21 protein-coding genes and 2 tRNA genes are annotated in these 25,182 nt (G+C 69.9%); 11 read left to right on the forward strand and 12 right to left on the reverse strand.

The window, feature by feature from the left end; all coding sequences use genetic code 11:
• Nucleotides 1–100 precede the first annotated feature (100 nt).
• Nucleotides 101–1,195 carry a YlbL family protein gene (locus OG709_RS24355; RefSeq protein WP_250297980.1) on the forward strand — a complete coding sequence of 365 codons (1,095 nt, stop codon included), beginning with the start codon at nt 101–103 and terminating at the stop codon, nt 1,193–1,195.
• Nucleotides 1,196–1,250: 55 nt separating this feature from the next.
• On the opposite strand, the gene OG709_RS24360 is transcribed toward OG709_RS24355, so the two are convergent.
• A complete protein-coding gene (locus OG709_RS24360; protein ID WP_250297979.1) occupies nt 1,251–1,811 on the reverse strand; it encodes a PPA1309 family protein in 561 nt (186 codons plus the stop codon).
• A gap of 136 nt (nt 1,812–1,947) precedes the next feature.
• Between OG709_RS24360 and OG709_RS24365 the strand changes: the two genes are divergently transcribed.
• The 4 genes from OG709_RS24365 to OG709_RS24380 all read left to right on the forward strand — a co-directional run bounded on the left by OG709_RS24365 (nt 1,948) and on the right by OG709_RS24380 (nt 7,266).
• On the forward strand, nt 1,948–4,830 hold the full coding sequence (locus OG709_RS24365) for a UPF0182 family membrane protein (RefSeq protein ID WP_250298034.1): 2,883 nt from the start codon (nt 1,948–1,950) through the stop codon (nt 4,828–4,830).
• Nucleotides 4,831–4,926: 96 nt separating this feature from the next.
• Nucleotides 4,927–5,000: transfer RNA gene (locus tag OG709_RS24370), tRNA-Met, on the forward strand.
• 219 nt (nt 5,001–5,219) lie between these two features.
• The gene (locus tag OG709_RS24375) at nt 5,220–7,016 is read left to right on the forward strand and encodes an SEL1-like repeat protein (protein ID WP_250297978.1); all 1,797 of its coding nucleotides are present in this window, start codon (nt 5,220–5,222) and stop codon (nt 7,014–7,016) included.
• A 176-nt stretch (nt 7,017–7,192) separates the two neighbouring features.
• A tRNA-Met gene (locus OG709_RS24380) sits at nt 7,193–7,266 on the forward strand.
• Between the two features lie 74 nt (nt 7,267–7,340).
• On the opposite strand, the gene OG709_RS24385 is transcribed toward OG709_RS24380, so the two are convergent.
• The 4 genes from OG709_RS24385 to OG709_RS24400 all read right to left on the reverse strand — a co-directional run bounded on the left by OG709_RS24385 (nt 7,341) and on the right by OG709_RS24400 (nt 10,846).
• A complete protein-coding gene (locus OG709_RS24385; protein ID WP_329167685.1) occupies nt 7,341–8,474 on the reverse strand; it encodes an ABC transporter substrate-binding protein in 1,134 nt (377 codons plus the stop codon).
• 55 nt (nt 8,475–8,529) lie between these two features.
• Complete coding sequence (locus OG709_RS24390; RefSeq protein WP_266640897.1) at nt 8,530–9,393, reverse strand: ABC transporter permease; 864 nt, start codon at nt 9,391–9,393, stop codon at nt 8,530–8,532.
• A complete protein-coding gene (locus OG709_RS24395) occupies nt 9,390–10,196 on the reverse strand; it encodes an ABC transporter ATP-binding protein (protein ID WP_329167686.1) in 807 nt (268 codons plus the stop codon). Before OG709_RS24395 ends, OG709_RS24390 begins: the two co-directional genes overlap by 4 nt.
• A gap of 233 nt (nt 10,197–10,429) precedes the next feature.
• A complete protein-coding gene (locus OG709_RS24400) occupies nt 10,430–10,846 on the reverse strand; it encodes a Fur family transcriptional regulator (protein WP_250297974.1) in 417 nt (138 codons plus the stop codon).
• Between the two features lie 124 nt (nt 10,847–10,970).
• Here OG709_RS24400 and OG709_RS24405 point away from each other — a divergent pair, with 124 nt between their 5' ends.
• Complete coding sequence (locus tag OG709_RS24405) at nt 10,971–12,440, forward strand: catalase (protein ID WP_250297973.1); 1,470 nt, start codon at nt 10,971–10,973, stop codon at nt 12,438–12,440.
• Nucleotides 12,441–12,547: 107 nt separating this feature from the next.
• Here OG709_RS24405 and OG709_RS24410 read toward each other — a convergent pair whose 3' ends face one another.
• Nucleotides 12,548–12,946 (reverse strand): CBS domain-containing protein, encoded by a 399-nt coding sequence (locus OG709_RS24410; protein WP_250297972.1) that lies wholly within the window; start codon nt 12,944–12,946, stop codon nt 12,548–12,550.
• A 170-nt stretch (nt 12,947–13,116) separates the two neighbouring features.
• Nucleotides 13,117–13,917: a histidinol-phosphatase gene (gene hisN / locus OG709_RS24415; protein ID WP_250297971.1), complete on the reverse strand. Its 801-nt coding sequence runs from the start codon at nt 13,915–13,917 to the stop codon at nt 13,117–13,119.
• A gap of 120 nt (nt 13,918–14,037) precedes the next feature.
• Between hisN and OG709_RS24420 the strand changes: the two genes are divergently transcribed.
• Complete coding sequence (locus OG709_RS24420) at nt 14,038–14,649, forward strand: TetR/AcrR family transcriptional regulator (RefSeq protein ID WP_250297970.1); 612 nt, start codon at nt 14,038–14,040, stop codon at nt 14,647–14,649.
• Nucleotides 14,650–14,665: 16 nt separating this feature from the next.
• On the opposite strand, the gene OG709_RS24425 is transcribed toward OG709_RS24420, so the two are convergent.
• Nucleotides 14,666–16,354, reverse strand: coding sequence for an ABC transporter family substrate-binding protein (locus tag OG709_RS24425; protein ID WP_329167687.1), 1,689 nt, complete (start codon nt 16,352–16,354; stop codon nt 14,666–14,668).
• Between the two features lie 243 nt (nt 16,355–16,597).
• On the opposite strand from OG709_RS24425, the gene OG709_RS24430 reads away from it, so the two are divergent.
• The 3 genes from OG709_RS24430 to OG709_RS24440 are packed head-to-tail and all read left to right on the forward strand — an operon-like array spanning nt 16,598 to nt 20,747.
• The gene (locus OG709_RS24430) at nt 16,598–17,581 is read left to right on the forward strand and encodes an ABC transporter permease (protein ID WP_250297968.1); all 984 of its coding nucleotides are present in this window, start codon (nt 16,598–16,600) and stop codon (nt 17,579–17,581) included.
• A 14-nt stretch (nt 17,582–17,595) separates the two neighbouring features.
• Nucleotides 17,596–18,537, forward strand: coding sequence for an ABC transporter permease (locus OG709_RS24435; protein ID WP_374211193.1), 942 nt, complete (start codon nt 17,596–17,598; stop codon nt 18,535–18,537).
• Nucleotides 18,534–20,747 (forward strand): dipeptide ABC transporter ATP-binding protein, encoded by a 2,214-nt coding sequence (locus tag OG709_RS24440; RefSeq protein WP_329167688.1) that lies wholly within the window; start codon nt 18,534–18,536, stop codon nt 20,745–20,747. The genes OG709_RS24435 and OG709_RS24440 overlap by 4 nt, the downstream gene beginning before the upstream one ends.
• Nucleotides 20,748–20,786: 39 nt before the next feature.
• On the opposite strand, the gene OG709_RS24445 is transcribed toward OG709_RS24440, so the two are convergent.
• The 4 genes from OG709_RS24445 to OG709_RS24460 all read right to left on the reverse strand — a co-directional run bounded on the left by OG709_RS24445 (nt 20,787) and on the right by OG709_RS24460 (nt 24,295).
• A complete protein-coding gene (locus OG709_RS24445) occupies nt 20,787–21,110 on the reverse strand; it encodes a DMT family transporter (RefSeq protein WP_250297966.1) in 324 nt (107 codons plus the stop codon).
• 86 nt (nt 21,111–21,196) lie between these two features.
• Nucleotides 21,197–22,207 (reverse strand): ribosome small subunit-dependent GTPase A, encoded by a 1,011-nt coding sequence (gene rsgA, locus OG709_RS24450; RefSeq protein ID WP_250297965.1) that lies wholly within the window; start codon nt 22,205–22,207, stop codon nt 21,197–21,199.
• Nucleotides 22,208–22,211: 4 nt separating this feature from the next.
• Entirely contained in the window at nt 22,212–23,552 is a 1,341-nt protein-coding gene (gene aroA, locus OG709_RS24455; RefSeq protein ID WP_250297964.1) for a 3-phosphoshikimate 1-carboxyvinyltransferase, read from the reverse strand.
• 56 nt (nt 23,553–23,608) lie between these two features.
• Nucleotides 23,609–24,295 (reverse strand): M50 family metallopeptidase, encoded by a 687-nt coding sequence (locus tag OG709_RS24460; protein ID WP_250297963.1) that lies wholly within the window; start codon nt 24,293–24,295, stop codon nt 23,609–23,611.
• Between the two features lie 49 nt (nt 24,296–24,344).
• Between OG709_RS24460 and OG709_RS24465 the strand changes: the two genes are divergently transcribed.
• Nucleotides 24,345–25,178 carry an SOS response-associated peptidase gene (locus OG709_RS24465; protein ID WP_326694042.1) on the forward strand — a complete coding sequence of 278 codons (834 nt, stop codon included), beginning with the start codon at nt 24,345–24,347 and terminating at the stop codon, nt 25,176–25,178.
• The last annotated feature ends 4 nt before the right edge of the window (nt 25,179–25,182 follow it).

Here is a 25,182-nt window from a genome sequence, read left to right on the forward strand (position 1 = left end):
AGCAGGCGTCGAGCAGCGGTACGGAACCGCGAGGGCCGCGGCGCCCCGTACGGCCCGGCCCCAGGGGTGGACCGAAGGACCCGTCCCGTACTGTCGTTCCATGCCACGCCGCACTCTGACGCTGCTCACCTCCACGCTGGTGCTGATCGCGCTGCTCTGCGGCGGAGTGTTCCTCTCCGTGCCGTACGCGGAGATGAGTCCCGGGCCGACGGTGAACACGCTCGGCAAGGAGAGCGGCGAGCCGGTGCTCCAGATCTCCGGTCACCAGACCTACCCGGCGAGCGGTCACCTCAACATGGTGACGGTCCGGGTCACGACCGCGGACTACCACATGAACCTGGTCGAGGCGGTCTACGGCTGGCTCGCGCACGACAGCGTGGTCGTCCCGCACGACACCCTCTATCCGAGCGGCACGACGGAGCAGCAGTCCACCCAGCAGAACGCCGAGGAATTCAGCCAGTCCCAGGAGAGCGCCAAGGTCGCGGCCCTCACCGAGCTCGGCATCCCGGTCAAGTCCCGCACCGTCGTCTCCACAGTCGTCAAGGGCAGCCCCGCCGAGGGGAAGCTGCACGCGGGAGACGTCATCAGGAGCGTGGACGGTACGGCGGTCAAGGAACCCGGCGACGTGTCGAAGCTGGTCACCAAGCACAAGCCCGGCCGGCGCGTCGTCTTCACCGTCGTCCCGGTCAAGGCGGCGGCAGCGGCGGAGAAGGCGCACACCGAGCCGCAGCAGACCGAGAACGTCACGATCACCACGACGAAGGCACCGGCTCCGGACGAGGACCGGGCGATCGTGGGCATCACAGCCGCTACCGACCACACGTTCCCCTTCAAGATCGACATCAAGCTCGCCGACGTGGGTGGTCCGAGCGCGGGGCTGATGTTCTCCCTCGGCCTCGTGGACAAGCTGACACCGGGCGACCTGACCGGCGGCAAGTTCGTCGCGGGCACCGGCACGATCGACGACAAGGGCGTGGTCGGCCCGATCGGCGGCGTCGACATGAAGCTCATCGGCGCGCGGAACGCGGGCGCGCGGTACTTCCTGACGCCCACCGAGAACTGCTCGGCCGCAGCCGCCGACACCCCGGCCGGTCTCACCCTGGTGCGGGTGAAGACCATCCAGGACGCGAAGAAGTCGCTGGACGAGATCCGCACGGGCGACACCGCCGCACTGCCCAGCTGCTCGGCCAAGTAGGACGTTACCGGGCGTCCCTGGACGAACCGGGCAGCCGGGCGGCGCGCGGGAGGCCCTACGCCTCGAAGGTCACCGAGAGCGCGTCGGCGAGGCCCGGAACCAGCTCGGACCCGGTGAGTACCTCGTTGGGCGAGTCCTTCGCGCGCAGCCGCAGCGCCGACTCACGGGTGCCGTCCCGCAGCACCGCCACCGTCATCCGTACCTCCTGACGGTCCGGGTGCCCGGCGACCCAGTCCGTCAGCTGCGACTCGGACATCCCCTCCGGCACGGACGCCTCGGCGGACGGCGGCAGCATCAGCCGCTCGACCGTCATCGCGCAGCCCGCCACCGCGTCGGGCCAGGCGATCGTGGCGAGGAACTCGTCGAGCGGAGTGGTGGACGGGATCTCGTCCTGCTCCACGGGGGTCAGCGAAGCGGTGGGCTCGGCGCTGTCCAGGCCGAGCTGGGCGGCGAGGCCGGGCTCCTGGGTACGGAGCTTCGCGGTGTCCACGAGTGCGAAGAGGCGGGCGGGCTGGTCCCAGCCGAGGCCGGACGCGTACTCGTCGATTTCGAGCACCGCCACGGTGAGCGGACTGGCGGCCATCGGGGGCCCTGAGGGCGAAGAGAGGTTGGGCATGACCAATATCCTGCCCTCTTCGACCCCGGTAACGGGAACTGGGTAAAGCGTCCGTAAGTTGCATGTGTGGGCTCTACGATCGCGGGGCCTGTTCCACACGACCGCAATTTTTGAGGTGCGCACGTTGGCTTTCCAGATGCCGGACCGCGGTGGAGGCCCGACCGGGCCACGGATCAGAGTGGGACGGCCGTCCCGCCGCGCCCGGACCCTGCTGATGACACTGGGCGTCCTGGCCGTGCTGGCCATGGCGTTCCTCATGTTCGCAGGGTTCTGGACCGACTTGCTCTGGTACCGCTCCGTCCATTACTCATCCGTTTTCACCACCACCCTGTGGACGAAGATCGGGCTCTTCCTCGTCTTCGGTGTGCTCATGGCGGCTGCCGTCGGGGTCAACATCTGGCTGGCGTACCGGCTCCGGCCGCCGCTGAGTGCGATGTCGCTGGAGCAGCAGAACCTCGATCGTTACCGGATGGGTATCGCGCCGTACAAGAAGTGGCTGCTGCTCGGGATCACGGCGATCGTCGGCCTGATCGCGGGTGCCTCCTCCTCCGGGCAGTGGCGTACCTGGCTGATGTACGTGAACGGCGTGCCGTTCGGGCAGAAGGACCCGCAGTTCCATCTGGATGTGTCCTTCTACGCGTTCGATCTGCCCTGGTACCGCTTCCTGCTGGGCTTCGGCTTCGCGGCCGTGGTCCTCTCGCTGATCGCGGCGGCGCTGGTGCACTACCTGTACGGCGGGCTGCGGGTCACCAGCCCCGGGGCACGCGCCACCGGGGCGGCCACCGGTCATCTGTCGGTGCTGCTCGGCCTGTTCGTGGCGCTCAAGGCCGTGGCGTACTGGCTGGACCGGTACGGACTCGCGGTGAAGTCCAGCGACTTCAAGGCCACGGGCAACTGGACGGGCCTGCGCTACGTCGACGCCAACGCCTATCTCCCGGCTAAAACGATCCTGTTCTGCATCGCGGTCATCTGCGCCCTGCTGTTCTTCGCGACGCTCTGGCGCCGCACCTGGCAGCTGCCGGTGATCGGGTTCGGTCTGATGGTGCTCTCGGCGATCCTCATCGGCGGGCTCTACCCGGCGATCGTGCAGAAGTTCACGGTCGAGCCGAACGAGCAGGCCAAGGAAGCGCCGTACATCCACAAGAACATCGAAGCCACGCGCAAGGCGTACAACATCGCCGGCACGGACGTCGACGACTACTCGGGCAAGAGCAGGACCAAGGACACGGCCAAGCAGCGGGACGACGCCGACTCGGCGGCCAGCTATCGGCTGATCGACCCGAATGTGGTGTCGCCCACGTTCCAGCAGCTGGAGCAGAAGCGGAAGTACTACGGCTTCCCCGCCACGCTCAACGTGGACCGCTACAACGGCCAGGACACGGTGATCGGCCTGCGCGAGCTGAACATCGCGGGCATCCAGAAGCACAACTGGATCAACGACCACTTCACGTACACCCACGGCTACGGCGCGATCGCGGCCAAGGGCACGGCCACCGACACCAACGGTGCTCCGGTCTTCACCGAGTCTGGTCTGCCGACCAGCGGCACGTTCGGCGACTACCAGCAGCGGATCTACTACGGCGAGAAGACCACCCAGTACTCGATCGTCGGAGGTCCGCAGAAGGAACTCGACTACGAGAACAACGGTGAGAAGACCACCAGTTACCAGGGCAAGAGCGGGGTGGACATCTCCAACCCGCTGAACCGTGCCGCGTACGCGGTGGCCTTCAGCGAGCCGCAGATCCTCTACTCGGGGGCCATCGGCGAGGGTTCGAAGATCCTCTACAACCGCACCCCGAAGCAGCGCGTGGAGGCGGTCGCCCCCTGGCTGACCATCGACGGCGACTCCTACCCGGCGGTCGTCGACGGAAAGATCCAGTGGATCGTCGACGCCTACACCACGTCCAACGGCTACCCGTACGCCTCGCGTACGACGCTGGGGGACAGCACGGCCGACTCGCTGACCAGCAACCAGCGCGCGGTGGTCGCCCAGCAGAACCGGGTCAACTACATCCGGAACTCGGTGAAGGCCACCGTCGACGCGTACACCGGCGAGGTCAAGCTGTACGAGTGGGACACCAAGGACCCGGTCCTCAAGACCTGGGAGAAGGCATTCCCCCACACGGTGCAACCGAAGTCGGCCATTCCCAAGGATCTGACGGCGCACCTGCGTTACCCGCAGGACATGTTCAAGGTCCAGCGCGAGCTGCTCTCCCTCTACCACGTGGAGGACCCCAAGCAGTTCTACAGCGGCAGTGACGCCTGGCAGGTGCCGAACGACCCGACCACCAGGGACAACAGGGCTGTTCCGCCCTACTACCTGTCGCTGAAGATGCCGGGCCAGAAGGGCACGGACCAGCAGTTCTCCCTCACCACCACGTTCACACCGAGCGGACGTCCCAACCTCGGCGGGTTCATGGCGGTGGACGCGGACGCGGCCAGCCCGGACTACGGCACGATAAGACTCCTCAGAGTGACGTCCGAGGTGCCCGGTCCCGAACAGGTGCAGAACAAGCTCAACAGCCTGTCGGACGTGGCCAACTTCGTCCGGGACATGAAGGGCGCCGACTCGGACATCGAGTACGGCAACCTGCTCACGGTCCCGCTCGACGGCGGGTTCCTGTACGTGGAACCGGTGTACGCGCAGGGCCGCAACTCGCACTATCCGCTGCTGAAGAAGGTGGCCGTCTCGTACGCGGACGCCGATTCCTCGGACGGCGACACCACGGCGTTCGAGAACAATCTCGGCCTGGCGCTGAACAAGGTCTTCGGCGTGGACGGTCAGCAGACCGAACCGCCGCCGACCGGCAACACCACCAAGCCGCCGGCGACCGGGAACGACACGGTGAAGAAGGCCATCGCGGACGCGCAGAAGGCGTACGACGAGGGTCAGGCCGCGTTGAACAAGAAGCCGCAGGACTGGGCGGCGTACGGCAAGGCGCAGAAGGACCTGCAGGACGCCATCCAGCGGGCCGCCGATGCCGGGGCCACCGCGAAGCCGGGTGGCAAGAGCAGTTGATCGCAAGCCTGATCAGGGCTGAAAAGCCCTGATCAGGCGGGATCGCGGGCTGGAAATGCCGCACCCCGCACCGTGGTACGGTTACGAACACAACGGCGCGGGGTGGAGCAGCTCGGTAGCTCGCTGGGCTCATAACCCAGAGGTCGCAGGTTCAAATCCTGTCCCCGCTACTGAAGGTGAAGGCCCGGATCTCGGAAGAGATCCGGGCCTTCGTCATGTGTCCGCCGGTGCGACTCCTGCGTGCGACTCCTGTGAAGAAGCCGCCTCCTACCGGAAGTTGGGGCTGGTTCATGTTTCACTTACCTGTCTGTGGGCATGTCGACAAAACGCTGTAGTGACCTAGTGGGCTGCGATATACCAGGTGTACCCGGCTTGCGGGTGGTGGGACGATGGTGTTTATGGGGGACAGGGCAACTCTGTTGGAGACAGGGCGGTTTGTGCATACGCACGCCGAGTACGGCGGAGACGCCGTCGACGCGGAGGAGACGGCCGACGCCGAGACCGAGGCGCGGCACCGGCGCGGCGCCGAGAGCGGCGAAGTCGCATCGATGAGCGTCCTGGGCGCGCTGCTGCTGCGCCGCGGGGATCTCGACGCCGCCGAGCGGTGGCTGCGCGCGGCCACCGCGGAGGGCGACCGGGCGGCGGCCAACAATCTGGGCGTGCTGCTCCACCAGCGGGGATACGCGGACGAGGCGGCCGGCTGGTGGCGGATCGCCGCCGTCGCGGGTTCCGCCGCCGCCGCCCACGCGCTGGGCCGCCACTACCGCGAGCGCGGCGACGAGCCGGCCGCCGAGTACTGGCTGCGCCAGTCCGCGGAGACCGGCCACGCGCTGGGCGCCTACGCCCTCGCCGACCTGCTGGAGCACCGCAGCGACGTCGGCGCGGAGCGCTGGCTGCGCGCTGCCGCCGAGCGGGGCCACCGCGAGGCGGCCTACCGGCTGGCGCGTGCGCTGGACCGGGCCGCCACGGGCAAGGCCCCGGCGGCCGAGGCCGAGCAGTGGTACCGGCAGGCAGCGGCCCGCGGCCACCGGCGCGCCGCCCTGCACCTCGGCGTGATCCTGGAGAACCGCGGCGACCTCAAGGAGGCCGGCCGCTGGTACCTGACGTCCGCGAAGGACGGCGAGGCCCGCGCGGCCTGCGCCCTCGGCTTCCTGCTGCGGGACGCGGGCGACGAGGAGAGCGCCGCCGTATGGTGGCTGCGCGCCGCCCAGGAGGGCGACGGGAACGCCGCCAACGCCCTGGGCGCGCTGCACGCGGCCCGTGGTGAGCAGCAGTCCGCCGAGCGCTGGTACCGCGCCGCCATGGACGCGGGCGACGTCAACGGCGCGTACAACCTGGCGCTCCTCTGCGCCGCCCAGGAGCGGACGGCCCAGGCCGAGCAGTGGTACCGCCGCGCGGCCTACGCCGGGCACCGCGAAGCCGCGAACGCGCTCGCCGTCCTGCTGCTCCAGAACGGCGACCCGGCCGGTGCCGAGCCCTGGTTCTCCAAGGCCGCCGAGGCGGGCAGCGTGGACGCCGCGTTCAACCTCGGCATCCTGTACGCGGGCCGTGACGACGACCGGGAGGCCTTCGTCTGGTACGAGCGGGCAGCGGCGGCGGGCCACACCGAGGCGGCCCTCCAGGTCGGCATAGCTCTGCTCAGGGACGGTGAGGAGCACACCGCGGAGCGTCATCTGCGCTGCGCGGCCGGTGGCGGCAGCACCGAGGCGGCCTTCCGGCTCGGCGCCCTCCTGGACGCCAGGATGCCGCCGCCCGGACCGCCCGTGCTCGGCGAGCCGGTGTCGGAGAAGAGCGAGTGCGAGGAGTGGTACGAGCGCGCCGCCGAGCAGGGACACCGCCGCGCCCAGGTACGGGTCGGCATGCTCGCCGCCTCGCGCAACGACGTCGAGGGGGCCGCGCGGTGGTACCGCGAGGCCGCCGAGGCGGGCAGCCGCAACGGCGCCTTCAACCTCGGCCTGCTGCTGGCCCGCGAGGGCAACGAGCGGGAGGCCGGTCTCTGGTGGGCCAGGGCGGCGAACGCCGGGCACGGCCGGGCCGCGCTGCGCCTGGCGCTGCTCGCCATCCGCCGCGGCGAGCTGGCCGAGGGGCAGAAGTGGTGCGCGCAGGCCGTCGAACTGGGCCCCGCCGAGGTCGCCGAGCGGGCCGCGCGGCTGTGCGAGGCGCTCCGGCAGGAACTGAGCGCGTAGGACCTGTCCGGTACGGGGCCCGCCGTCCGGTACGGGGCCCGCCGTCCGGTACGGGGCCCGCCGTCCGGTACGGGGCCCGCCGTCCGGTACGGGGCCCGCCGTCCGGTACGGGGGTGCCGCCCGGCAATGGATTTGCGCCGGGCGGCGCCCCCCACGTACAGTTACGAACACAACGGCGCGGGGTGGAGCAGCTCGGTAGCTCGCTGGGCTCATAACCCAGAGGTCGCAGGTTCAAATCCTGTCCCCGCTACTGAAGACGAAGGCCCGGACTCGAAAGAGTCCGGGCCTTCCGTCATTCGCCGGGCCTTCCGTCATTCAACGGGCTCAGGGCGTGTGGCCCACCGCCTCCGCGTACAGCGAGCGGTTCACCACCTTGTCCTCCGGCAGCACGGCACCGTTCGAGACCCCCGCCTCGCGGTAGGCCTTCTGCAGCCGGTCCGTCGTCCCCTTGCGGATCTCCCAGTCCATCCGCAGCGACGGGGTCGCGGTCAGGACCGACTCGTCGGTCTTCAGCAGCTTCGCGAGCGAGGCGGTGAACCCCTTGTCGGCCTTGTAGTCGCCTACGAAGTAGGTGTTCACGGTCCGGATGTACGCGCGCAGGAACGCGACGCCCGCATCCGGGTCCTTGGTCAGCAGGTTCGGGCCGAAGAGCACACCGCCGAGCGGCTCGCCGAGCGGCTGTCCGCCGAGGAACGCGTACTTCGCGTCCCCGTCCACCTTGCGCCACACCGGGTCGAGCAGCCAGGCCGAGTCCACCCCGCCGTTCTGCAGCGCGGTGAGGACGTCAGCCGAGCCCAGCTGCTGGAAGCTGATCGAGTTCAGGCCGCCGCCGTGCTGTTCGAGGGCCTTCTCCATCGCGTAGGTGACGACCGAGCCCTTGCCGATCATCGTGCCCATCTTCCGGCCCTTCATCGAGACCGAAGCGGGGGTCTCACCGTCCTTGAGCCGCGCCCAGAGGCCGCTCTTCGAGGCGGGGTCGGGGGAGAAGTTGCCGGCCACCCATTTGATGTCGAAGCCGCCGTTGATGCCGTTCATCACGGCCGCCTCGGGCGCCGCCCACTGGGCGTCGATGTCTCCCTTGGCCAGCAACGGGAGCGCGTCGGGTGTCGGCAGCACCTTCAGCTGGACGTCCAGCCCCTCCTTCTTGAACTCGCCCTTCTGCACGCCGACTTCGAGCGGGGCGACGTATTCGGCGGCCAGGGTGCCGGTGGCGAGGACCAGCTTGCGCTTCCTGGCGAGCGGCCGGGGCGCCGGGGCGCCCTTGTCGCACCGGGCCGGGGCGCGGTCCGGTACCAGGTCGGCCGGGTCGGTCCAGCCCTTCGCGCACCCCGCGACCGCCGTGATCGTGCGGGGTTTCGCGGCCGTGGCCGGGCCGGGGTCGTCGTGCTTGGCGCAGCCCGCGGAGACGAGCAGGGAACCGGCCACGAACAGGGTCGTGCCCAGGGTGCTGATACGCATGGAGCCTCCGTACGTACGGAAAAAGAGAGTCGGCCGGGTCCGGTGGCGGCCCGTGTCAGGACTGGCTGCGGCCCCGGTCGCGCGGGGCCCAGGGGGTGAGCAACCGCCCGGCGATCCGCACCAGTTCGGAGAAGAGGACCCCGAGGACGGCCACACAGACGATGCCGACGAACATCACGTCGTTCTGGAAGAGCGCACGGGAGTCGAAGATCAGGTGCCCCAGGCCGTTCGACGCGGCGATCTGTTCGGAGGCGACGATGACGAGGACGGCCACCCCCGCCGCGATCCGCGCGCCGACGAGCACCGCGGGGAGCGAGGCGGGCAGCAGGACGTGCCGGAACATCTGCCACGGCGAGGCGCCGAACACCTGCCCGGCGTCGCGGTGTCCGGCCGGGACGGCGAGGACCGCCGCCATCGTCGAGATCCAGACGAAGAAGAAGACGGTGGCCGCGACCAGGGCGATCTGCGGGCCCTCGCCCAGCCCGAACATATTGAGGAAGACCGGCAGCAGCGCGAGCTTCGGCACCACGTACAGCGCGTCGAGCAGGGGCTCAAGTGCCGCGCGTACCAGGGCGAGCGACCCCATCAGCAGGCCCAGGACATAGCCCGCGACCGTACCGATCGCGTACCCGCCGAGCACCCGCTTGAGCGTGGCCCACACATCGGGCCACAGCTCGCCCCGGGCCGCGCGGTCCCAGCCGTCGGAGAGGATCGTGGACGGCGCGGGGTAGACGCGGTCGTCGATCCAGGACTGCGTGGCGGCCAGCTGCCACAGCAGGACCAGGACGACCGGTACGGCGACGGCGAGCGTCAGTTCCAGGGTGCGCCGCCTGCGGTGGGTGCGTACGGGGTGGAGTTCCTGCGGGCCCGGCCTCCTGACCAGTACGCCCTCCTCGGGCACCTTGACCGCCGTACTCATGCCGGAACCGCCTCTCTGCTGACCTCGCCGCGCAGAAGCTCCCACAACTCGGCCTTCAGCGCGCTGAATTCGGGCGTCGAGCGCAGGTCGCCGGTGCGTGGCCGGGGGAACGGCGGACGGCGTTCGGCGATGATCCGGCCGGGTCGCGCCGACATCACCAGGACGCGGTCGCCCAGCACGATCGCCTCTTCGAGGCTGTGGGTGATGAAGAGGGTGGTGGTGCGGGTGGTCTGGGTGAGGTCGAGCAGTTCGTCCTGGAGGATGGTGCGCAGCTGGGCGTCGAGCGCCGCGAACGGCTCGTCCATCAGCAGGATCTCGGGCTCCACGGCAAGAGCGCGGGCGATGGCGACACGTTGGCGCATACCGCCGGAGAGGGCCTCCGGGTAGGCGTCGGCGAAGTCGGCGAGACCCATCCGGGCCAGCCAGTCGCGGGCGCGGCGGTCCGCCTCCTTGCGCGGTACGCGCTGGATGTCGAGGCCGAACCGGACGTTGGCCAGGACGTCCTTCCAGTCGTAGATGCCGTAGTCCTGGAAGATCATCGCGGCCGGGCGGGTGGATGCGGTGCGGATGGACAGTTCGCCCGTGCTGGGGCGCAGCAGACCTGCGGCGATCCGCAGCAGGGTCGACTTTCCGCAGCCCGACGGGCCGACGATGCAGGTGAACTCGCCGGGGGCGATGTCCAGATCGACCGGGCCGAGGGCGTTCAGGGCGGTTCGGCCGCGGCCGAACGTACGGGTGACGGATGCGGCGTGGAGTTTGGGGGCGGAGGTGTGCGGCGGTGGGGGCGGGTGCGGGTCTCCCACGGGGTCTCCTTGCGGAGGATGGTGGACGGGTGATCGCCGCAGAGGATATGACGGACCGTCAGATTCTGGAAGAGGCGTGACGGGGGCGGGGGTGGCGGCCCTGGTCGTTGGCGGCCGGTGCCGCAGCCGCCGCCCGGTATCGACCGCCGGTACGGGACAGCGAGAAGCCCCCGGTCGCCGCACGGACCCGGGATCGGGGTGCGGCGGCCCGGGGGCCGGAGGCGTGGGGTGGATCAGGCGGTGGCGCAGGCCGGGCAGATGCCCCGGTACGTCACTTCCACGTCGGAGATCGTGAAGCCGAAGCGCTCGGTGTCCGGGAGGTCCGACAGCGGGTTGCCCGCCGGGTGGACGTCGCGGATCGAACCGCACTGCGCGCAGACCAGGTGCTGGTGGGGGCGGTGCGCGTTCGGGTCGTACCGCTTGGCGCGGCGGTCCGTCGAGACCTCGATCACTTCACCCAGGACGACCATCTCGCCCAGGGTGTTGTACACCGTCGCCCGGGAAATCTCCGGCAGCTTCGCCACGGCGCGCGCGTGCACCTCGTCGGCGGTCAGATGAACGTGGTCCCCGTCGAGGACCTCGGCCACGACGCGACGCTGGGCGGTCATCCGCCAGCCGCGGTCGCGCAGGCGTTCCAACAGGTCACTCATGAGATCCAGCCTAACAGGGTAGGGGTCAAGTCCCGAACGGATGTGAATTTGGACGATTGCTTGACTTAGACAAAGTCCATCGTAGGATCGGGAACGGCAAAGGCCAAGGGACAGGACCGCAGTAATGACGCAGGAGGCGCTCGTGACGCAAGGACCACTCACCACGGAGACCGGTGCTCCGGTGGCGGACAACCAGAACAGCGAGACCGCGGGCGCCGGCGGTCCGGTTCTGGTGCAGGACCAGTACCTGCTGGAGAAGCTCGCCCACTTCAACCGGGAGCGCATCCCGGAGCGCATCGTGCACGCCCGCGGCGCCGGGGCGTACGGCACCTTCACGCTGACCCGCGACGTCTCGCAGTGGACCCGCGCGAAGTTCCTCTCCGAGGTCGGCAAGGAGACCGAGACCTTCCTGCGCTTCTCCACCGTCGCGGGCAACCTCGGCTCGGCGGACGCGGTGCGTGACCCCCGCGGGTTCGCGCTGAAGTTCTACACGGAGGAGGGGAACTACGACCTCGTCGGGAACAACACGCCCGTCTTCTTCATCAAGGACGCCATCAAGTTCCCCGACTTCATCCACACCCAGAAGCGCGATCCGTACACCGGCTCGCAGGAAGCCGACAACGTGTGGGACTTCTGGGGCCTCAGCCCCGAGTCGACCCACCAGGTGACCTGGCTCTTCGGCGACCGCGGCATCCCGGCGACGCTCCGCCACATGAACGGCTACGGCTCGCACACGTTCCAGTGGAACAACGCGGACGGCGAGGTCTTCTGGGTCAAGTACCACTTCAAGACCGACCAGGGGATCAAGAACCTGACCTCGGCCGAGGCGGCCAAGCTCGCCGGTGAGGACCCGGACAGCCACCAGCGCGACCTGCGTGAGTCGATCGAGCGCGGTGACTTCCCGTCCTGGACCGTGCAGGTCCAGATCATGCCCGCGGCCGACGCGGCGACGTACCGCTTCAACCCGTTCGACCTGACCAAGGTCTGGCCGCACGCGGACTACCCGCCGATCGAGATCGGCAAGCTGGAGCTCAACCGCAACCCGGAGAACATCTTCGCCGAGGTCGAGCAGTCCGCCTTCTCGCCGGCCAGCTTCGTACCGGGCATCGGTCCCTCGCCGGACAAGATGCTCCAGGGCCGTCTCTTCGCGTACGGCGACGCCCACCGCTACCGCGTCGGCATCAACGGCGACCACCTGCCGGTGAACCGTCCGCACGCCGTCGAGGCGAACACCAACTACCGGGACGGCGGGCTGTACGACGGCCGTCACAAGGGTGCCAAGAACTACGAGCCGAACAGCTTCGGCGGACCCTTCCAGACCGAGCAGCCGCTCTGGCGCTCGGCGCAGGTGAGCGGCGAAACGGGCAACCACGCCGCCCCGAGCCACGCCGAGGACAGCGACTTCGTCCAGGCGGGCAACCTGTACCGCCAGATGTCGGAGGACGAGAAGGGGCGGCTCGTCGAGAACCTCGCCGGGTTCATCGCGCAGGTCTCGCGCGACGACATCGCCGAGCGTGCGGTGAACAACTTCCGCCAGGCCGACGGCGACTTCGGCAAGCGGCTGGAGGCCGCGGTCCAGGCACTGCGCGCCTGACCGTCGCGGTCCAGGCAGTGCGCGCCGCCTGATCCGACTGCCCATGCCTGCGCGCCGAGGGCTCCGTACACAGCTGTACTGCTGCGTACGGGGCCCTCGGCCGTACGTCAGACCAGCGCAGCCGCTTCGCTCCGGCCCGGGGCCCAGCAGCGGATGATGTCGCGCACCGACACCACCCCGACCGGGCCCACGTCGTCGAGCACGATCAGATGCCGGAAGCCGCCGTTCGACATCGCCCGCGCCGCTTCCTCCAGGGTCCAGGTGGGTGCGGCGAAGACCACGTCGGTGGTGGTGTGGGCGCCCGCGGTCTCCCGGTCGGGGTCCAGGCCTCTGCCGACGGCGTCGAGGATGTCGCGCTCGGTGAGAATGCCGAGCCCGCAGGTGTCGGGGTCGAAGACCACGGCCGCGCCGACGCGGCGCGCGGACATCAGTCCTGCGGACTGGCGGAGTGTGTGGGCGGGGCCGATCGTGAGCACGACCGTGCTCATGGCGTCTCGGACGAACATGGAGGGTGCCACCTCCTCGGTGAATCCAGCTTGCACGGGAATTCACAAGTTCACAAGTGGGGGAGCTCTCAGAGTGGCATCAGCTCAGGAGCGCGGCAAGGGGGTGGAGGGGGCGAGTCCGGGAGGCGCGCGTAGATGTGACAGACGCCCCCCGTGCCCCGACAGCCCGGTCAGTAGCGCTGGTTGAGGTATCCCAGCATGTCCTGGTGCAGCAGTCCGTTGGACGCCGCGGCGTTGCCGCCCTCCACCCCGCGCACCCCGTCCAGACTGGTGAACTCGCCGCCCGCCTCCTGGACGATGATGGCGTTCGCCGCCATGTCCCAGAGGGACAGCTCGGGTTCGGCGCAGATGTCCACCGACCCCTCGGCGACCATCATGTACGGCCAGAAGTCGCCGTACCCACGGGTACGCCAGCAGTCGCGGGTCAGGTCGAGGAACCCGTCGAGCCGTCCCTGCGCCTCCCAGCCGGCCAACGAGGCATAGGCGAAGGAGGAGTCCGCGATCTTGGAGACCTTGGAGACATGCAGCCGGGTGGCCGAGGTGAGGCTCCGACCGCTGTACGCGCCCGCGCCCTTCGCCGCCCACCAGCGGCGGCCCAGCGCGGGTGCGGAGACCACGCCGACCACCGGTTCGTGACCGTCCTCGCCCGCCACCGTCAGCGAGATGAGGGTCGCCCAGACCGGGACACCGCGGACGTAGTTCTTGGTCCCGTCGATCGGGTCGACGACCCAGCGCCGGGGGCCGGTGCCCGAGAGGCCGTACTCCTCGCCGAGGATCGCGTCGCGCGGCCTGGCCCGCTGGAGCTGTCCGCGGATCAGCTCCTCGGCGCCCTTGTCGGCCTCGCTGACCGGCGTCATGTCCGGCTTCGTCTCGACCTTCAGGTCGAGGGCCTTGAAACGGGCCATCGTCGCCGCGTCGGCAGCATCCGCCAGGACGTGGGCAAGGCGCAGATCATCGTGGTAGTCGGGCATGGTCGTCACAGTATCGACCGGGCTCCGATCGGGCCACAGGGGCTTGCCCGCGCGGGGTATTGACAGTGCCACGGCGTCCGTCAACTCTGAGCGCAGAGCCCTTCCGCCCAGGAGGCAAAGATGCCTGCAGCGCGCGAATCCCTGCTCGACTCCGCCCTCTCCGCGGTGTCCACCGCCGACGGCCGCCCCTGGTCCGCCGTGCGCATGACCGACGTGGCGTCCGCCGCCGGGGTCTCCCGGCAGACGCTCTACAACGAGTTCGGCTCCAAGGAAGGCCTCGCCCGCGCCCTCGTCCGGCGTGAGGCGGACCGGTACCTCCAGGGCGTCGACCGGGTGCTCGCCGCGCCGGGAGCGTCCGTCGGCGGTGAACCGCTGGTCCTGGTCGCCGAGTGGACGGTGTCGGCGGCCCGTTCCCGTCCGCTGGTACGGGCGTTGCTGACGGGCTGCTGGACCGGCCGTCTGCCCGCCCCGGACCCGGCACCCGGCCGGTCCCGCCTCCCGGCCCAGCGCCGCGCCGACGCGGGACCGCCCGCCCCCGGCGAGCTGATCGCCGCGGTCCTGCACCGGGCGGCTCTCGCGTTGTCACGGGGGCGGGCAGACGAAGGGGAGGAGGCCGTGGACCTCAGGTACCGCTGCGAGGTGGCGGTACGTCTCGCGCTCTCCCACGTCGTCGCACCGGGCGACCGGAAGGTCGGTCACCTGGTGCGCGAGGCGGTGGGACGGGCCGGGTGAGGACTGCCTACTTGAGTTACTTGAGCCAGCCGACCTTGGCGTAGTCGGTGTCGGCCAGGCCGGAGGCGCCGAAGTTGGCGAGGCCCTTGCGGACCGCGTCGATCTGCGGACGCTGGTAGAGCTCGATGGAGTGGCCGAGCTTCCAGATCTCCACGTCGGCCTCGTTGTAGAGCTTGATCGCCTCGGCGTGGTCGGTGGTGCCCGCCGCTTTGTTCAGCAGCTCGTCGATCTTCGGGGAGCCGACCGAACCGAAGTTCTGGAAGAGGTTCTTGCCCTCCGGCTGGATGAAGACCGGCGTCAGCATCGTCTGGTAGACGGCGTCGACATTGCGGAAGCTGGTGATGTCGAAGTTGCCGGTGTTGACGAACTTGTTGAAGTAGTCGTTCGCCGGGACCTTCTGGAGGTCGACCTTGATACCCACCGCGCCGAGCATCTGCTGCACCAGCTCGGCCTGGTCGGTCTGCGACGCGGTGCCGCCCGCGCTCAGGGTGTAACCGAGCGTGAGCTTCTTGCCGTCCTTGGTGCGCGGCTTGCCCTCGCCCGCGTCCTTCCAGCCGGCCTCGTCCAGCAGCTTCTTGGCCCGCTCCGGGTCGTACTTGCCGTACTCCCCGGCGGTGTCCTGGTACCCCTCCTGGTTCGGCATGAAGAAGTGGTTGTCCAGCGGCTTCAGATCGAAGGAGAGGTCCTTGCTGAAGCTCTCGTTGACACCGTCGCGGTTGATGGCCGCCTGCACGGCGTTGCGCACCTTCACATCCTTCAGCGGGCCGTGGCCGCCGTTGAGCGTGATGTGCACCTCGTCCCAGCGCGCCCCGCGCCTGATGTCCGTGTCGGGCGCCTTGACCAGCCGCTTGTAGTCCTCGGGCTGGAGTGCGGGGGCCTCGTCGATCTCCTTGTTCAGGTAGGCCTCGGTGAACGCGGAGCTGTCGAGGACGCGGTAGACGACCGAGTCGAGCTTCGGCTTGTCCCCCCACCACTTCGGGTCCGGGACGATGGTGACGGTCTGCCCGGTCTTGTCGTACGTACCGACCTTGAAGGAGTTGCCGGTCACCAGGGCCTTCTCGGACCAGCCCTTGTTGAACTTCGCGGGGGTGTCGATGTACGCCGCCGGGTACAGCGGGTCGAAGAGCCGCTGCCAGTCCGCGTACGGCGAGGAGAAGGTGACCTTCACGCCGTGCGCGTCGGCGCCCTGCTCCACCTTGGATATCTGGCTGTACCCGGAGGTGTCGGCCGCCTCGTACGCGCTGTCGGTGCCGTTCAGCGCCTTCCACTGGGCCTGGAAGTCCTTCCAGCTCAGCGGCTTCCCGTCGGACCACTTGGCCTTCGGGTTCAGCTCGTAGGTCACCACCTGCGGGCTGGTCGAGGTGACCTTCGCCGAGACCAGGAAGTTCGGGTTGGCGTGGATGGTGCCCTTGGCGTCGGCGTCGAACAGGTCGGGCAGGACCGCCTTGATGATGTCCTGGGCGTCGCCCTGCTGGCCGTCCACCTGGTTGATGTTGTACTGCGTGATCCACTGGTCGATGGCGAACCGCAGCGACCCGCCCTGCTTGAGGTCGCTCACCGGGTGCGCGTTGATGCTCTGCCCGTCCACCTGCGGAGCGGCCTGTTTCTTCGCTGCTTTGCCGTCTCCGTCGGAGGAACTGCAGCCCGCCACCGCCAGGGTGGCCGACAGTGCTGCGGCGATGGCGACAACGGTGGTTCTGCGCATCGGGTTTCTTCCTCCGGTTCAAGGCGGCCTGATCGAGGCCACAGGCTCACGAGACCGTAAGTCCATCTCCTTGCACAACGGGAGGGCTCCGGTGATCCTGTAATCCATTCTTTGCATGCACGCAACACATAGTGGTCAAACTGGATCTATGAGACGACTCAAACCATCAACGAAGCGATAAAAGATGTCGCGGCTTTGATCTCAAGTGATCCCAAGTGATCTCAAGCGGAGGAACCAACACCCGTGGCCGCCTTCCTGGCCAAGCGACTCGGCTACTACGCCGTCCTGTTGCTTGTCGCCATCTGCCTGTCCTACCTGCTGGCCTCGCTCGCGCTCGATCCGCGTGCGTACTACGCGGGCAGGCAACCGCCCCTCTCGCCCAGCGCCGTCGACCACCACCTCACCGCGCTCGGTGTCAACGACCACCAGTCGCTCGTCGGCCGCTTCGCCCGATGGGCCGGGCACGCCGTGCGCGGCGATCTCGGGCAGACCATCGACGGGACCTCCGTGGGCGCGGAGTTCGGCCGCCGGATCGGGGTCAGTCTGCGGCTGCTGCTCCTGGGGACCGTCCTCGGCACGGTCGTCGGCGTTCTCGCCGGTGCCTGGACCGCCGTGCGCCAGTACCGGTTCTCCGACCGGGTAACGACGCTGATCTCCTTCGTGCTGCTGTCCACACCGGTGTTCCTGCTCGCCGTGCTGCTCAAGATCGGCGCGATCTGGTTCAACCAGAAGACCGGCACCGACGTCATCAAGTTCACCGGTGAGCGGAGCCCCGGGGTCGACTCCGGATTCCTGGCCGTGCTGAAGGATCGCTCGGTGCACCTGTTGCTGCCGACCATCTCCATCGCGCTGGGCACCATCGCCAGTTACAGCCGCTACCAGCGCTCCACCATGCTCGACGTGCTCGGCTCGGACTACCTGCGCACCGCGCAGGCCAAGGGACTCACCCGGCGCACCGCGCTCCTCAAACACGGGCTGCGGACCGCGCTCATCCCCATGTCGACGTACTTCAGTTACGGATTCCTGGCCCTCTTCACCGGCGCCACCTTCACCGAGACGATCTTCGGCTGGCACGGCATGGGCGAGTGGTTCGTCTCCTCCATCGGCAAGAACGACGTCAACTCCGTCGTCGCCGTCAATGTGTTCGCCGCCGTGATGGTCCTGCTGTCCGGCTTCCTCGCGGATGTCCTGCACGCCGCGCTCGACCCGCGTATCCGGAACGCCTGAGGAGTACGGACACCATGACTGCCGTCGTAGAGACCGCCGCCGCCGACGCGGCCGGCCAGGGTGCGGAACCGATACGCCCCGCAGGACGCGCCGGGGTGGTGATGCGCCGCTTCGTACGCAATCCGGGCGCGCTCACCGGAGCCGTCGTCCTGCTCCTGCTCTTCCTGCTCGCGTTCGCGGGCCCGCTGATCAGCCGCTGGGACTACAGCCACATCGACTACACCGCACTGCGGGACGCGCCGAGCGCCCGGCACTGGTGGGGCACCAACCGCATCGGGCAGGACGTCTTCGCCCAGACCATCCGCGGACTCCAGAAGTCCCTGCTGATCGGCCTGCTGGTCGCGTTGTTCTCCACCGTGCTCGCCTCCCTGGTCGGCGCCTGCGCCGGGTACTTCGGCGGGTGGACCGACCGGGTGCTGATGTTCTTCGTCGATCTCCTGCTCGTCTTCCCGTCCTTCCTGATCATCGCGATCATCTCGCCACGGCTCCGGGACGGCGGCTGGTTCGCGTTCGTCGGCCTGCTCGCCGTCTTCGGCTGGATGATCACCGCCCGGGTGGTCAGATCGATGACCCTGTCGCTGAAGGAGCGCGAATTCGTGCGTGCCGCCCAGTACATGGGGGTCGGCCCGTTCCGGATCATCTGGCGCCATGTGGTGCCCAACATCGCCTCCTTCCTGATCATCGACGCGACGATCGCGGTGGGCGGGGCGGTGATGAGCGAGACCGCGCTGTCGTACTTCGGGTTCGGCGTCCAGTCGCCCGACGTCTCGCTCGGCACGCTCATCGCCTCGACGACCGGGGCGGCCGTGACCTATCCGTGGATGTTCTTCTTCGCCGCGGGGCTCCTGATCGTCTTCGTACTCGCAGTGAATCTTGTGGGCGACGGGCTGCGCGACGCGCTGGACCCGACCTCGCGCCGCAGCCGTAGCCGTAAGCGCAAGGGAGCAGGGCGATGACCTCGGTACTCGAAGTGAGCGGCCTGGAGGTCGACTTCGACGGGACCCCCGCGGTCCGTGGCGTGGACTTCGCGCTCCAGCGGGGTGAAGTGCTCGGACTGGTGGGCGAGTCGGGCTCCGGCAAGTCCGCGACCGCGCTCGCCGTGCTCGGGCTGCTGCCGGGGAACGCGGTCGTCCGCGGGTCGGTGAGGCTCGACGGCACCGAACTCGTCGGTGCCTCCGACCGGGCCCTGTCCAAGGTGCGCGGCAGCCGGATCAGCATGGTCTTCCAGGACCCGCTCTCCGCCTTCACCCCCGTCTACCGGATCGGTGACCAGATCGCCGAGGCGGTCCGCGCCCACCAGGACATCCCGCGCGAGCGGGCCAGGGCGCGCGCGGTGGAACTGCTGGACCTGGTCGGGATTCCCGAGCCGCACGTCCGGGCGGGGTCGTACCCGCACGAGTTCTCCGGCGGCATGCGCCAGCGCGCCATGATCGCCATGGCCATGGCCAACGACCCGGACGTGATCCTGGCCGACGAGCCGACCACCGCGCTGGACGTCACCATCCAGGCGCAGGTACTGGACGTGCTGCGCACCGCGCAGCGGGAGACCGGCGCCGCGCTGGTGCTGGTCAGCCACGACCTCGGCGTGATCGCCGGAGCGGCGGACCGGGTGGCCGTGATGTACGCGGGCCGGATCGTGGAGACCGCGTCCGCCGAGGACCTCTTCGCCCGGCCCCGGATGCCGTACACGCTCGGGCTGATCGGCGCGGTGCCGAGGCTCGACGTCGCCGGTGAGGTGCTGGTGCCGATCCCCGGGTCGCCGCCCGGTGCGGGCAGCCTCGCGCCCGGCTGCCCGTTCGCGCCCCGGTGCCCGCTGGCCGAGGACGCCTGCCGGGGGGAGGAGCCGGAGCTGCGGGCCGTGGACGGTGAGCACCTGGCCGCCTGTGTACGCGCCGACGAGATCGTCGCGCAGGGGCTCGGGCCGCTCGACGTGTTCCCGGTGCCGACGATCCCGGCGGCCCGCGGTGCGCGGGTGCCCGAGGTCCCCGAGGCCCCCGAGGTCCCCGAGGTCCCGGGCGGTGAGCAGCCGTCCGATGGTGAGCAGGCGTCCGATGGTGAGCAGCCGTCCGATGGTGAGCAGCCGTCCGACGGTGAGCAGGCGTCCGGCAGCCGGCAGACGTCCGGCGCGGCGGCGGCCTCCGAACAGCCGCCCGCCGAGACCGTGTTGGACGTGCGCGGACTCGTCAAGACCTTCCCCGTGCTGAAGGGCACCGCCTTCAAGCGCCGGGTGGGGTCCGTGCACGCCGTCGACGGCGTCGACCTGCGGATCAGGCGGGGCGAGACCCTCGCCCTGGTCGGCGAGTCGGGGTCCGGGAAGTCCACCACCCTCTTCGAACTGCTCAATCTGGTCCGGCCCGAGGGCGGTGAGATCGAACTCTTCGGGCAGTCGCTGGACGGGCTCGGCAAGGCGGCCAGGCGGGCGCTGCGCGGGCAGGTGCAGATCGTCTTCCAGGACCCGATGGCCAGCCTCGACCCCCGGATGACGGTCGGCGACATCATCGCCGAACCGCTGCACGCGCAGGGGGTGGACCGCCGGACGGCGGGCGGCCGGATACCGGGGCTGCTGGAACAGGTCGGCCTGGACCCGGCGCACGCCACCCGCTTCCCGCACGAGTTCTCCGGCGGCCAGCGCCAGCGCATCGGCATCGCCCGCGCCCTGTCGGTCGGACCGCAGCTGCTGGTGCTCGACGAACCGGTCTCCGCGCTGGACGTCTCCGTCCAGGCCGGCGTCCTCAACCTGCTGCAACGGCTCAAGGCGGAACTGGGCCTGGCGTACCTCTTCGTCTCGCACGACCTGTCGGTGGTCCGCCACATCGCGGACCGGGTGAGCGTCGTCTACCTCGGGCGCACCGTAGAGGCAGGGGCGGTCGACGAGGTCTTCGAGCGGCCACGGCATCCGTACACCCAGGCCCTGTTGTCCGCCGTCCCGCTGCCCGATCCGGTACGCGAGCGGGAGCGGCAGCGCACCCGGATCCTGCTGCCGGGCGACCCGCCCAGCCCCACCCGCCGGTACGAGGGCTGCCGCTTCCGGGGGCGCTGCCCGGTGTACGCGGACCTCGGCGCCGAGGAACAGGCGCGCTGCGCGAGCGAGGTGCCGGTGGATCAGGAACACGGCGACGACCACGTGGCGGCCTGTCACTTCCCGCGGGTGCGTGAGGTGGTCTGAGGTCACCCGACGGCCTCCGAGGCAGGGGGCGCCCTGCCGTCAGTGCGACGACCCCGAGATCTGCAGGCCGATCACACCCACGATCACCAGGGAGATCGAGACGAGCTTGAGGGTGGAGACGACGTCCCCGAGGAAGACCATCCCGTAGATGGCGGTGCCCGCCGCGCCGATGCCGGTCCAGACGGCGTAGGCGGGCCCGACGTCCAACTTCCGCAGGGAGAGCGTCAGCAGGCCGAAGCTGCCGAGGGCGAACGCGGCGAAGGCGATCGTGGGCCAGAGCCTGGTGAAACCGTGCGAGAGCTTGAGACACACGGCGAAGCCGGTCTCCAGGACACCCGCGACCACGACCAGCAGCCACGCCATTCAGTGCCTCCACATCGGTGACTGCTCCGTCATCACTCGGAGCGATTATGCATGGAGTCCCGTCGGCCGGGGGCCGACGGGGACGGTCAGTCGCCCTCGCGCCGCTCCCGCGTCGCCAGCAGCCTGCGCAGCGAGTCCAGCCGGGCCGGATCGGCGTGCCCGTCGGCCACCCAGGCGTCCAGCGCGCACTCCGGCTCGTCGTGGCTGCAGCCGCGCGGGCACTCCTCGGTGCCCGGTACGAGATCCGGGAAGGCCAGGATCACGCGCGACGGATCCACATGGTGCAGCCCGAACGACCGCACGCCCGGGGTGTCGACCACCCAGCCGCGTTCGTCGGGAAGGGGCAGCGCCAGGGCCGAGGTCGTGGTGTGCCTGCCCCGGCCGGTGACCGCGTTGACATGGCCGGTGCTGCGCCGCCTGTCCTCCGGTACCAGCGCGTTGACCAGGGTCGTCTTGCCGACGCCCGAGTGGCCGACGAACGCGGTGACCTTGTCGTTCAGGAAGTCCCTGACCCGGTCCGCCGCCTCACCCTTCGCCAGCTCCTCGCGGCTGGTGACGACGTACGGGATGTCGAGCGCTCCGTACGAGGCGAGCAGTTCGTCCGGCGAGGCCAGGTCGGACTTGGTGAGGACGAGCAGCGGGGACAGCCCGCCGTCGTACGCGGCCACCAGACAGCGGTCGATCATGCGCGGGCGCGGTTCGGGGTCGGCCAGGGCGGTGACGATCGCCAGCTGGTCGGCGTTGGCGACGACCACCCGCTCGAACGGGTCGTCGTCGTCGGCCGTACGGCGCAGCACCGATGTCCGCGGCTGGATGCGCACGATGCGGGCCAGGGTGTCCTTGGCGCCGGAGAGATCCCCGACGATCATGACCTGGTCGCCCACCACGGCGGCCTTGCGGCCCAGCTCGCGCGCCTTCATCGCGGTGACGGCGCGGCCCTCGACGAGACAGGTGAGCCGACCCCGGTCGACCGTGAGGACCATGCCCTCGGCGGCTTCCTCGTGCTTGGGGCGGATGTTCGTACGGGGGCGGTTGCCCTTGGGGTTGGGGCGGACGCGGATGTCGTCCTCGTCGGGGTTCTTGCCATATCGGCGCATCGCGTCAGGCCTTGAGCATTTCGGTCCACATCTCAGTGAAGTCGGGAAGTGTTTTGGCGGTCGTGGCCACATTCTCGATCTGTACGCCGTCGACGGCGAGGCCGATGATCGATCCTGCCGTGGCCATGCGGTGGTCGTCGTACGTGTGGAAGACCCCGCCGTGCAGCGGTCGCGGGCGGATCCGCAGGCCGTCGGCGGTCTCGCTGACATCGCCGCCGAGGGCGTTGATCTCCTCGGTGAGCGCGGCCAGCCGGTCGGTCTCGTGCAGTCGCAGGTGTGCCACACCGCGCAGCGTGGAGGGCGAGTCCGCGAGGGCGGCAACGGCCGCGATGCCCGGGGTAAGTTCGCCGACCTCGCTCAGGTCCACGTCGATGCCGTGGATACGGCCGGAGCCGGTGAACACCAGCCCCTGCTCGGTCAGGGTGCAGCCGCCGCCCATCTCGGTGAAGATCTCGCGCAGCGCGTCGCCCGGCTGGGTGGTGTGCTCCGGCCAGTCGGGGACGACCACCCGGCCGCCGGTCACCAGCGCGGCAGCCAGGAAGGGCTGGGCGTTGGAGAGGTCGGGCTCGATGGTCAGGTCACGGCCGAGCAGGGCGCTGGGGGAGACCCGCCAGACGTTCGGCTCCCCGCCGGTCTCCGGCTCGTCCACCTGCGCGCCGACCCGGCGCAGCATGTCCACGGTCATCCGGATGTGCGGCAGGGACGGCAGGGTGGCGCCGGTGTGCCGTACCTCGATGCCCTGGTTGAAACGCGGCGCCGAGAGCAGCAGTGCCGAGATGAACTGGGACGAGGAGGACGCGTCGATCTCGACCGCACCCCCGTCGAGGGCCCCGACGCCGTGCACCGTGAGCGGCAGCGCGCCGCGCCCCTCGTCGTCGATACGGGTACCGAGCGCGCGCAGCGCGTCGATGACGCCGTGCAGCGGACGCTCGTGCGAACGGGGATCGCCGTCGAACCGGACCGGACCGTCGGCGAGCGCGGCGACCGGCGGCAGGAAGCGCATGACCGTACCGGCGTTGCCGACGTCGAGAGTGGCCGGGCCGTGCAGTCCGGCCGGGATCACCCGCCAGGCCTCGCCGGTGCCGTCGGGGGTGCCCGCGGCGGAGGAGCTGGAGGAGACGGTCTCCTCGATACGGACGCCGAGCGCCCGCAGCGCGTCGGCCATCAGCAGGGTGTCCCGGGAACGCAGCGGGCGGCGCAGCCAGCCGGGCTCCGCGGCGAGGGCGGCCAGGACGAGACCGCGATTGGTGACCGACTTCGATCCGGGCACGGTGACCGTCGCGTCGACAGGTCCCGACGCGTGCGGGGCGGGCCAGTGGGCGGTGTGCACGGAGCTCTCGGTCATGACGCTCACTTTACGACCTGGTGCGCGGGGGACCGCCCGGACCAGGACCGGCGAAGCTACCGGCCGAGCAGCCAGCGCCCGCCGCCGGTGAGCGAGCAGAGCGAGACGACATGGAAGAACAGCAGCCACACGGTGGGCGGGACATGGGTCAGCCGGCCGAGCTGGTCGGCGTCCGAATCCCCCGCGTGGCCGCGTGGCCGCTTGCGCTGGAGCTCGAAGGCCGGGCGCACGCCGCCGATCAGCAGGAACCAGACCGCGGTGTACGCGAAGGCCGCCTGGACCTCCGCACTGGTCAGCCAGGAGATCAGGACGAACGCGGCGCCCGTGACGACCACGGTGAGCACCCCGTACGCGTTGCGGATCATCACCAGCATGGCCAGGAGCAGGACACACGCCACCCACAGGAACAGCGTGATGTGCCCGGCCGAGAGCAGCCAGGCGCCCCCGAGGCCCAGCAGCGGCGGCGCGGTGTAGCCCGCGGCGGCGGTGAGGACCATCCCCGGGCCGGAGGGCTTGCCGCGGCTGACGGTCAGGCCGCTGGTGTCCGAGTGCAGCTGGATGCCGTCGAGGCGGCGCCCGGTGAGCAGGGCGATCAGCCCGTGGCCGCCCTCGTGGGCGATGGTGACCGCGTTGCGGGTGAGCCGCCATATGCGGTGCGGGACGACCGCGAGCAGCGCGACTGCGCCGGTGACGATCACCAGCCACTGGTCGGGGTCTGCCTGGGTGCCGAAGATGCGGTCCATGGGGGCGAGGGCTCCTCGGGGAGATGACGGTCATGGCAGTCTGGCGGGCATGTGCGGACGGTTTGCAGCGAGTCGTGGCCCCGAGGATCTCGCAGGGCTCTTCGGCGCGGAGAAGTGGGACCCCGTGGAGACGGTGACCGAGCCGGTGGTCCCGGACTGGAACGTGGCACCGACCAAGACGGTCCAGGTCGTTCTGGAGCGCCCACTGAAAGACGCCGGGACCAGGCGTCCGGTTCGCCAGCTGCGCAATCTCACCTGGGGGCTCGTGCCGTCGTGGGCGAAGTCACCCGAGGGCGCCGCCCGGATGATCAACGCGCGCGCGGAGACGGTCCACGAGAAGCCGTCGTTCCGCCGGGCCTTCGCCGCACGGCGCTGCATCGTCCCCGCCGACGGCTATTACGAGTGGGTGACCGCGGCCGGCGAGCGGCAGCTGGAGGTCGAGGGCAGGAAGAAGCGGCCCCGCAAGCAGCCCTACTTCGTGACGCCCGCCGACGGTTCGGTCATGGCGTTCGCCGGACTGTACGAGTTCTGGCGGGACCCGTCACTGCCCGGCGACCACCCCAAGGCGTGGTGGGCGACCTGCACCATCGTCACGACCGAGGCCGAGACCACCCCGCTCGCGGGCCACGAGCACGGAGCGGCCGGGCCGGGGTCGCTGGCCGAGATCCATCCCCGGATGCCGCTGATGCTCACCGCGGACCGCTGGGACGACTGGCTGGATCCCGCGCGTACGGAGCCGGGCGAGCTGACCGGCCTGCTGACGCCGCCGCCCGCCGGGCTGGTCCGGGCGTACCCGGTGTCGACCGCGGTCAGCAATGTTCGTAACAACGGGCCGGAGCTGCTGACCGCCCTTGAGGCCCCCGAGGAGGGCACACTCTTCTGATGTG

This window comes from Streptomyces sp. NBC_01267 (assembly GCF_036241575.1).
Taxonomy (GTDB): domain Bacteria; phylum Actinomycetota; class Actinomycetes; order Streptomycetales; family Streptomycetaceae; genus Streptomyces.

Excerpts from the sequence above, each read along its gene's own strand:
- OG709_RS24355 (WP_250297980.1), top strand. The coding sequence starts at position 101 with ATGCCACGCCGCACTCTGACGCTGCTCACCTCCACGCTGGTGCTGATC.
- OG709_RS24360 (WP_250297979.1), bottom strand. The coding sequence starts at position 1,811 with ATGCCCAACCTCTCTTCGCCCTCAGGGCCCCCGATGGCCGCCAGTCCG.
- OG709_RS24365 (WP_250298034.1), top strand. The coding sequence starts at position 1,948 with ATGCCGGACCGCGGTGGAGGCCCGACCGGGCCACGGATCAGAGTGGGA.
- OG709_RS24375 (WP_250297978.1), top strand. The coding sequence starts at position 5,220 with ATGGTGTTTATGGGGGACAGGGCAACTCTGTTGGAGACAGGGCGGTTT.
- OG709_RS24385 (WP_329167685.1), bottom strand. The coding sequence starts at position 8,474 with ATGCGTATCAGCACCCTGGGCACGACCCTGTTCGTGGCCGGTTCCCTG.
- OG709_RS24390 (WP_266640897.1), bottom strand. The coding sequence starts at position 9,393 with ATGAGTACGGCGGTCAAGGTGCCCGAGGAGGGCGTACTGGTCAGGAGG.
- OG709_RS24400 (WP_250297974.1), bottom strand. The coding sequence starts at position 10,846 with ATGAGTGACCTGTTGGAACGCCTGCGCGACCGCGGCTGGCGGATGACC.
- OG709_RS24405 (WP_250297973.1), top strand. The coding sequence starts at position 10,971 with ATGACGCAGGAGGCGCTCGTGACGCAAGGACCACTCACCACGGAGACC.
- OG709_RS24410 (WP_250297972.1), bottom strand. The coding sequence starts at position 12,946 with ATGTTCGTCCGAGACGCCATGAGCACGGTCGTGCTCACGATCGGCCCC.
- hisN (WP_250297971.1), bottom strand. The coding sequence starts at position 13,917 with ATGCCCGACTACCACGATGATCTGCGCCTTGCCCACGTCCTGGCGGAT.
- OG709_RS24420 (WP_250297970.1), top strand. The coding sequence starts at position 14,038 with ATGCCTGCAGCGCGCGAATCCCTGCTCGACTCCGCCCTCTCCGCGGTG.
- OG709_RS24425 (WP_329167687.1), bottom strand. The coding sequence starts at position 16,354 with ATGCGCAGAACCACCGTTGTCGCCATCGCCGCAGCACTGTCGGCCACC.
- OG709_RS24435 (WP_374211193.1), top strand. The coding sequence starts at position 17,596 with ATGACTGCCGTCGTAGAGACCGCCGCCGCCGACGCGGCCGGCCAGGGT.
- OG709_RS24440 (WP_329167688.1), top strand. The coding sequence starts at position 18,534 with ATGACCTCGGTACTCGAAGTGAGCGGCCTGGAGGTCGACTTCGACGGG.
- OG709_RS24445 (WP_250297966.1), bottom strand. The coding sequence starts at position 21,110 with ATGGCGTGGCTGCTGGTCGTGGTCGCGGGTGTCCTGGAGACCGGCTTC.
- rsgA (WP_250297965.1), bottom strand. The coding sequence starts at position 22,207 with ATGCGCCGATATGGCAAGAACCCCGACGAGGACGACATCCGCGTCCGC.
- aroA (WP_250297964.1), bottom strand. The coding sequence starts at position 23,552 with ATGACCGAGAGCTCCGTGCACACCGCCCACTGGCCCGCCCCGCACGCG.
- OG709_RS24460 (WP_250297963.1), bottom strand. The coding sequence starts at position 24,295 with ATGGACCGCATCTTCGGCACCCAGGCAGACCCCGACCAGTGGCTGGTG.
- OG709_RS24465 (WP_326694042.1), top strand. The coding sequence starts at position 24,345 with ATGTGCGGACGGTTTGCAGCGAGTCGTGGCCCCGAGGATCTCGCAGGG.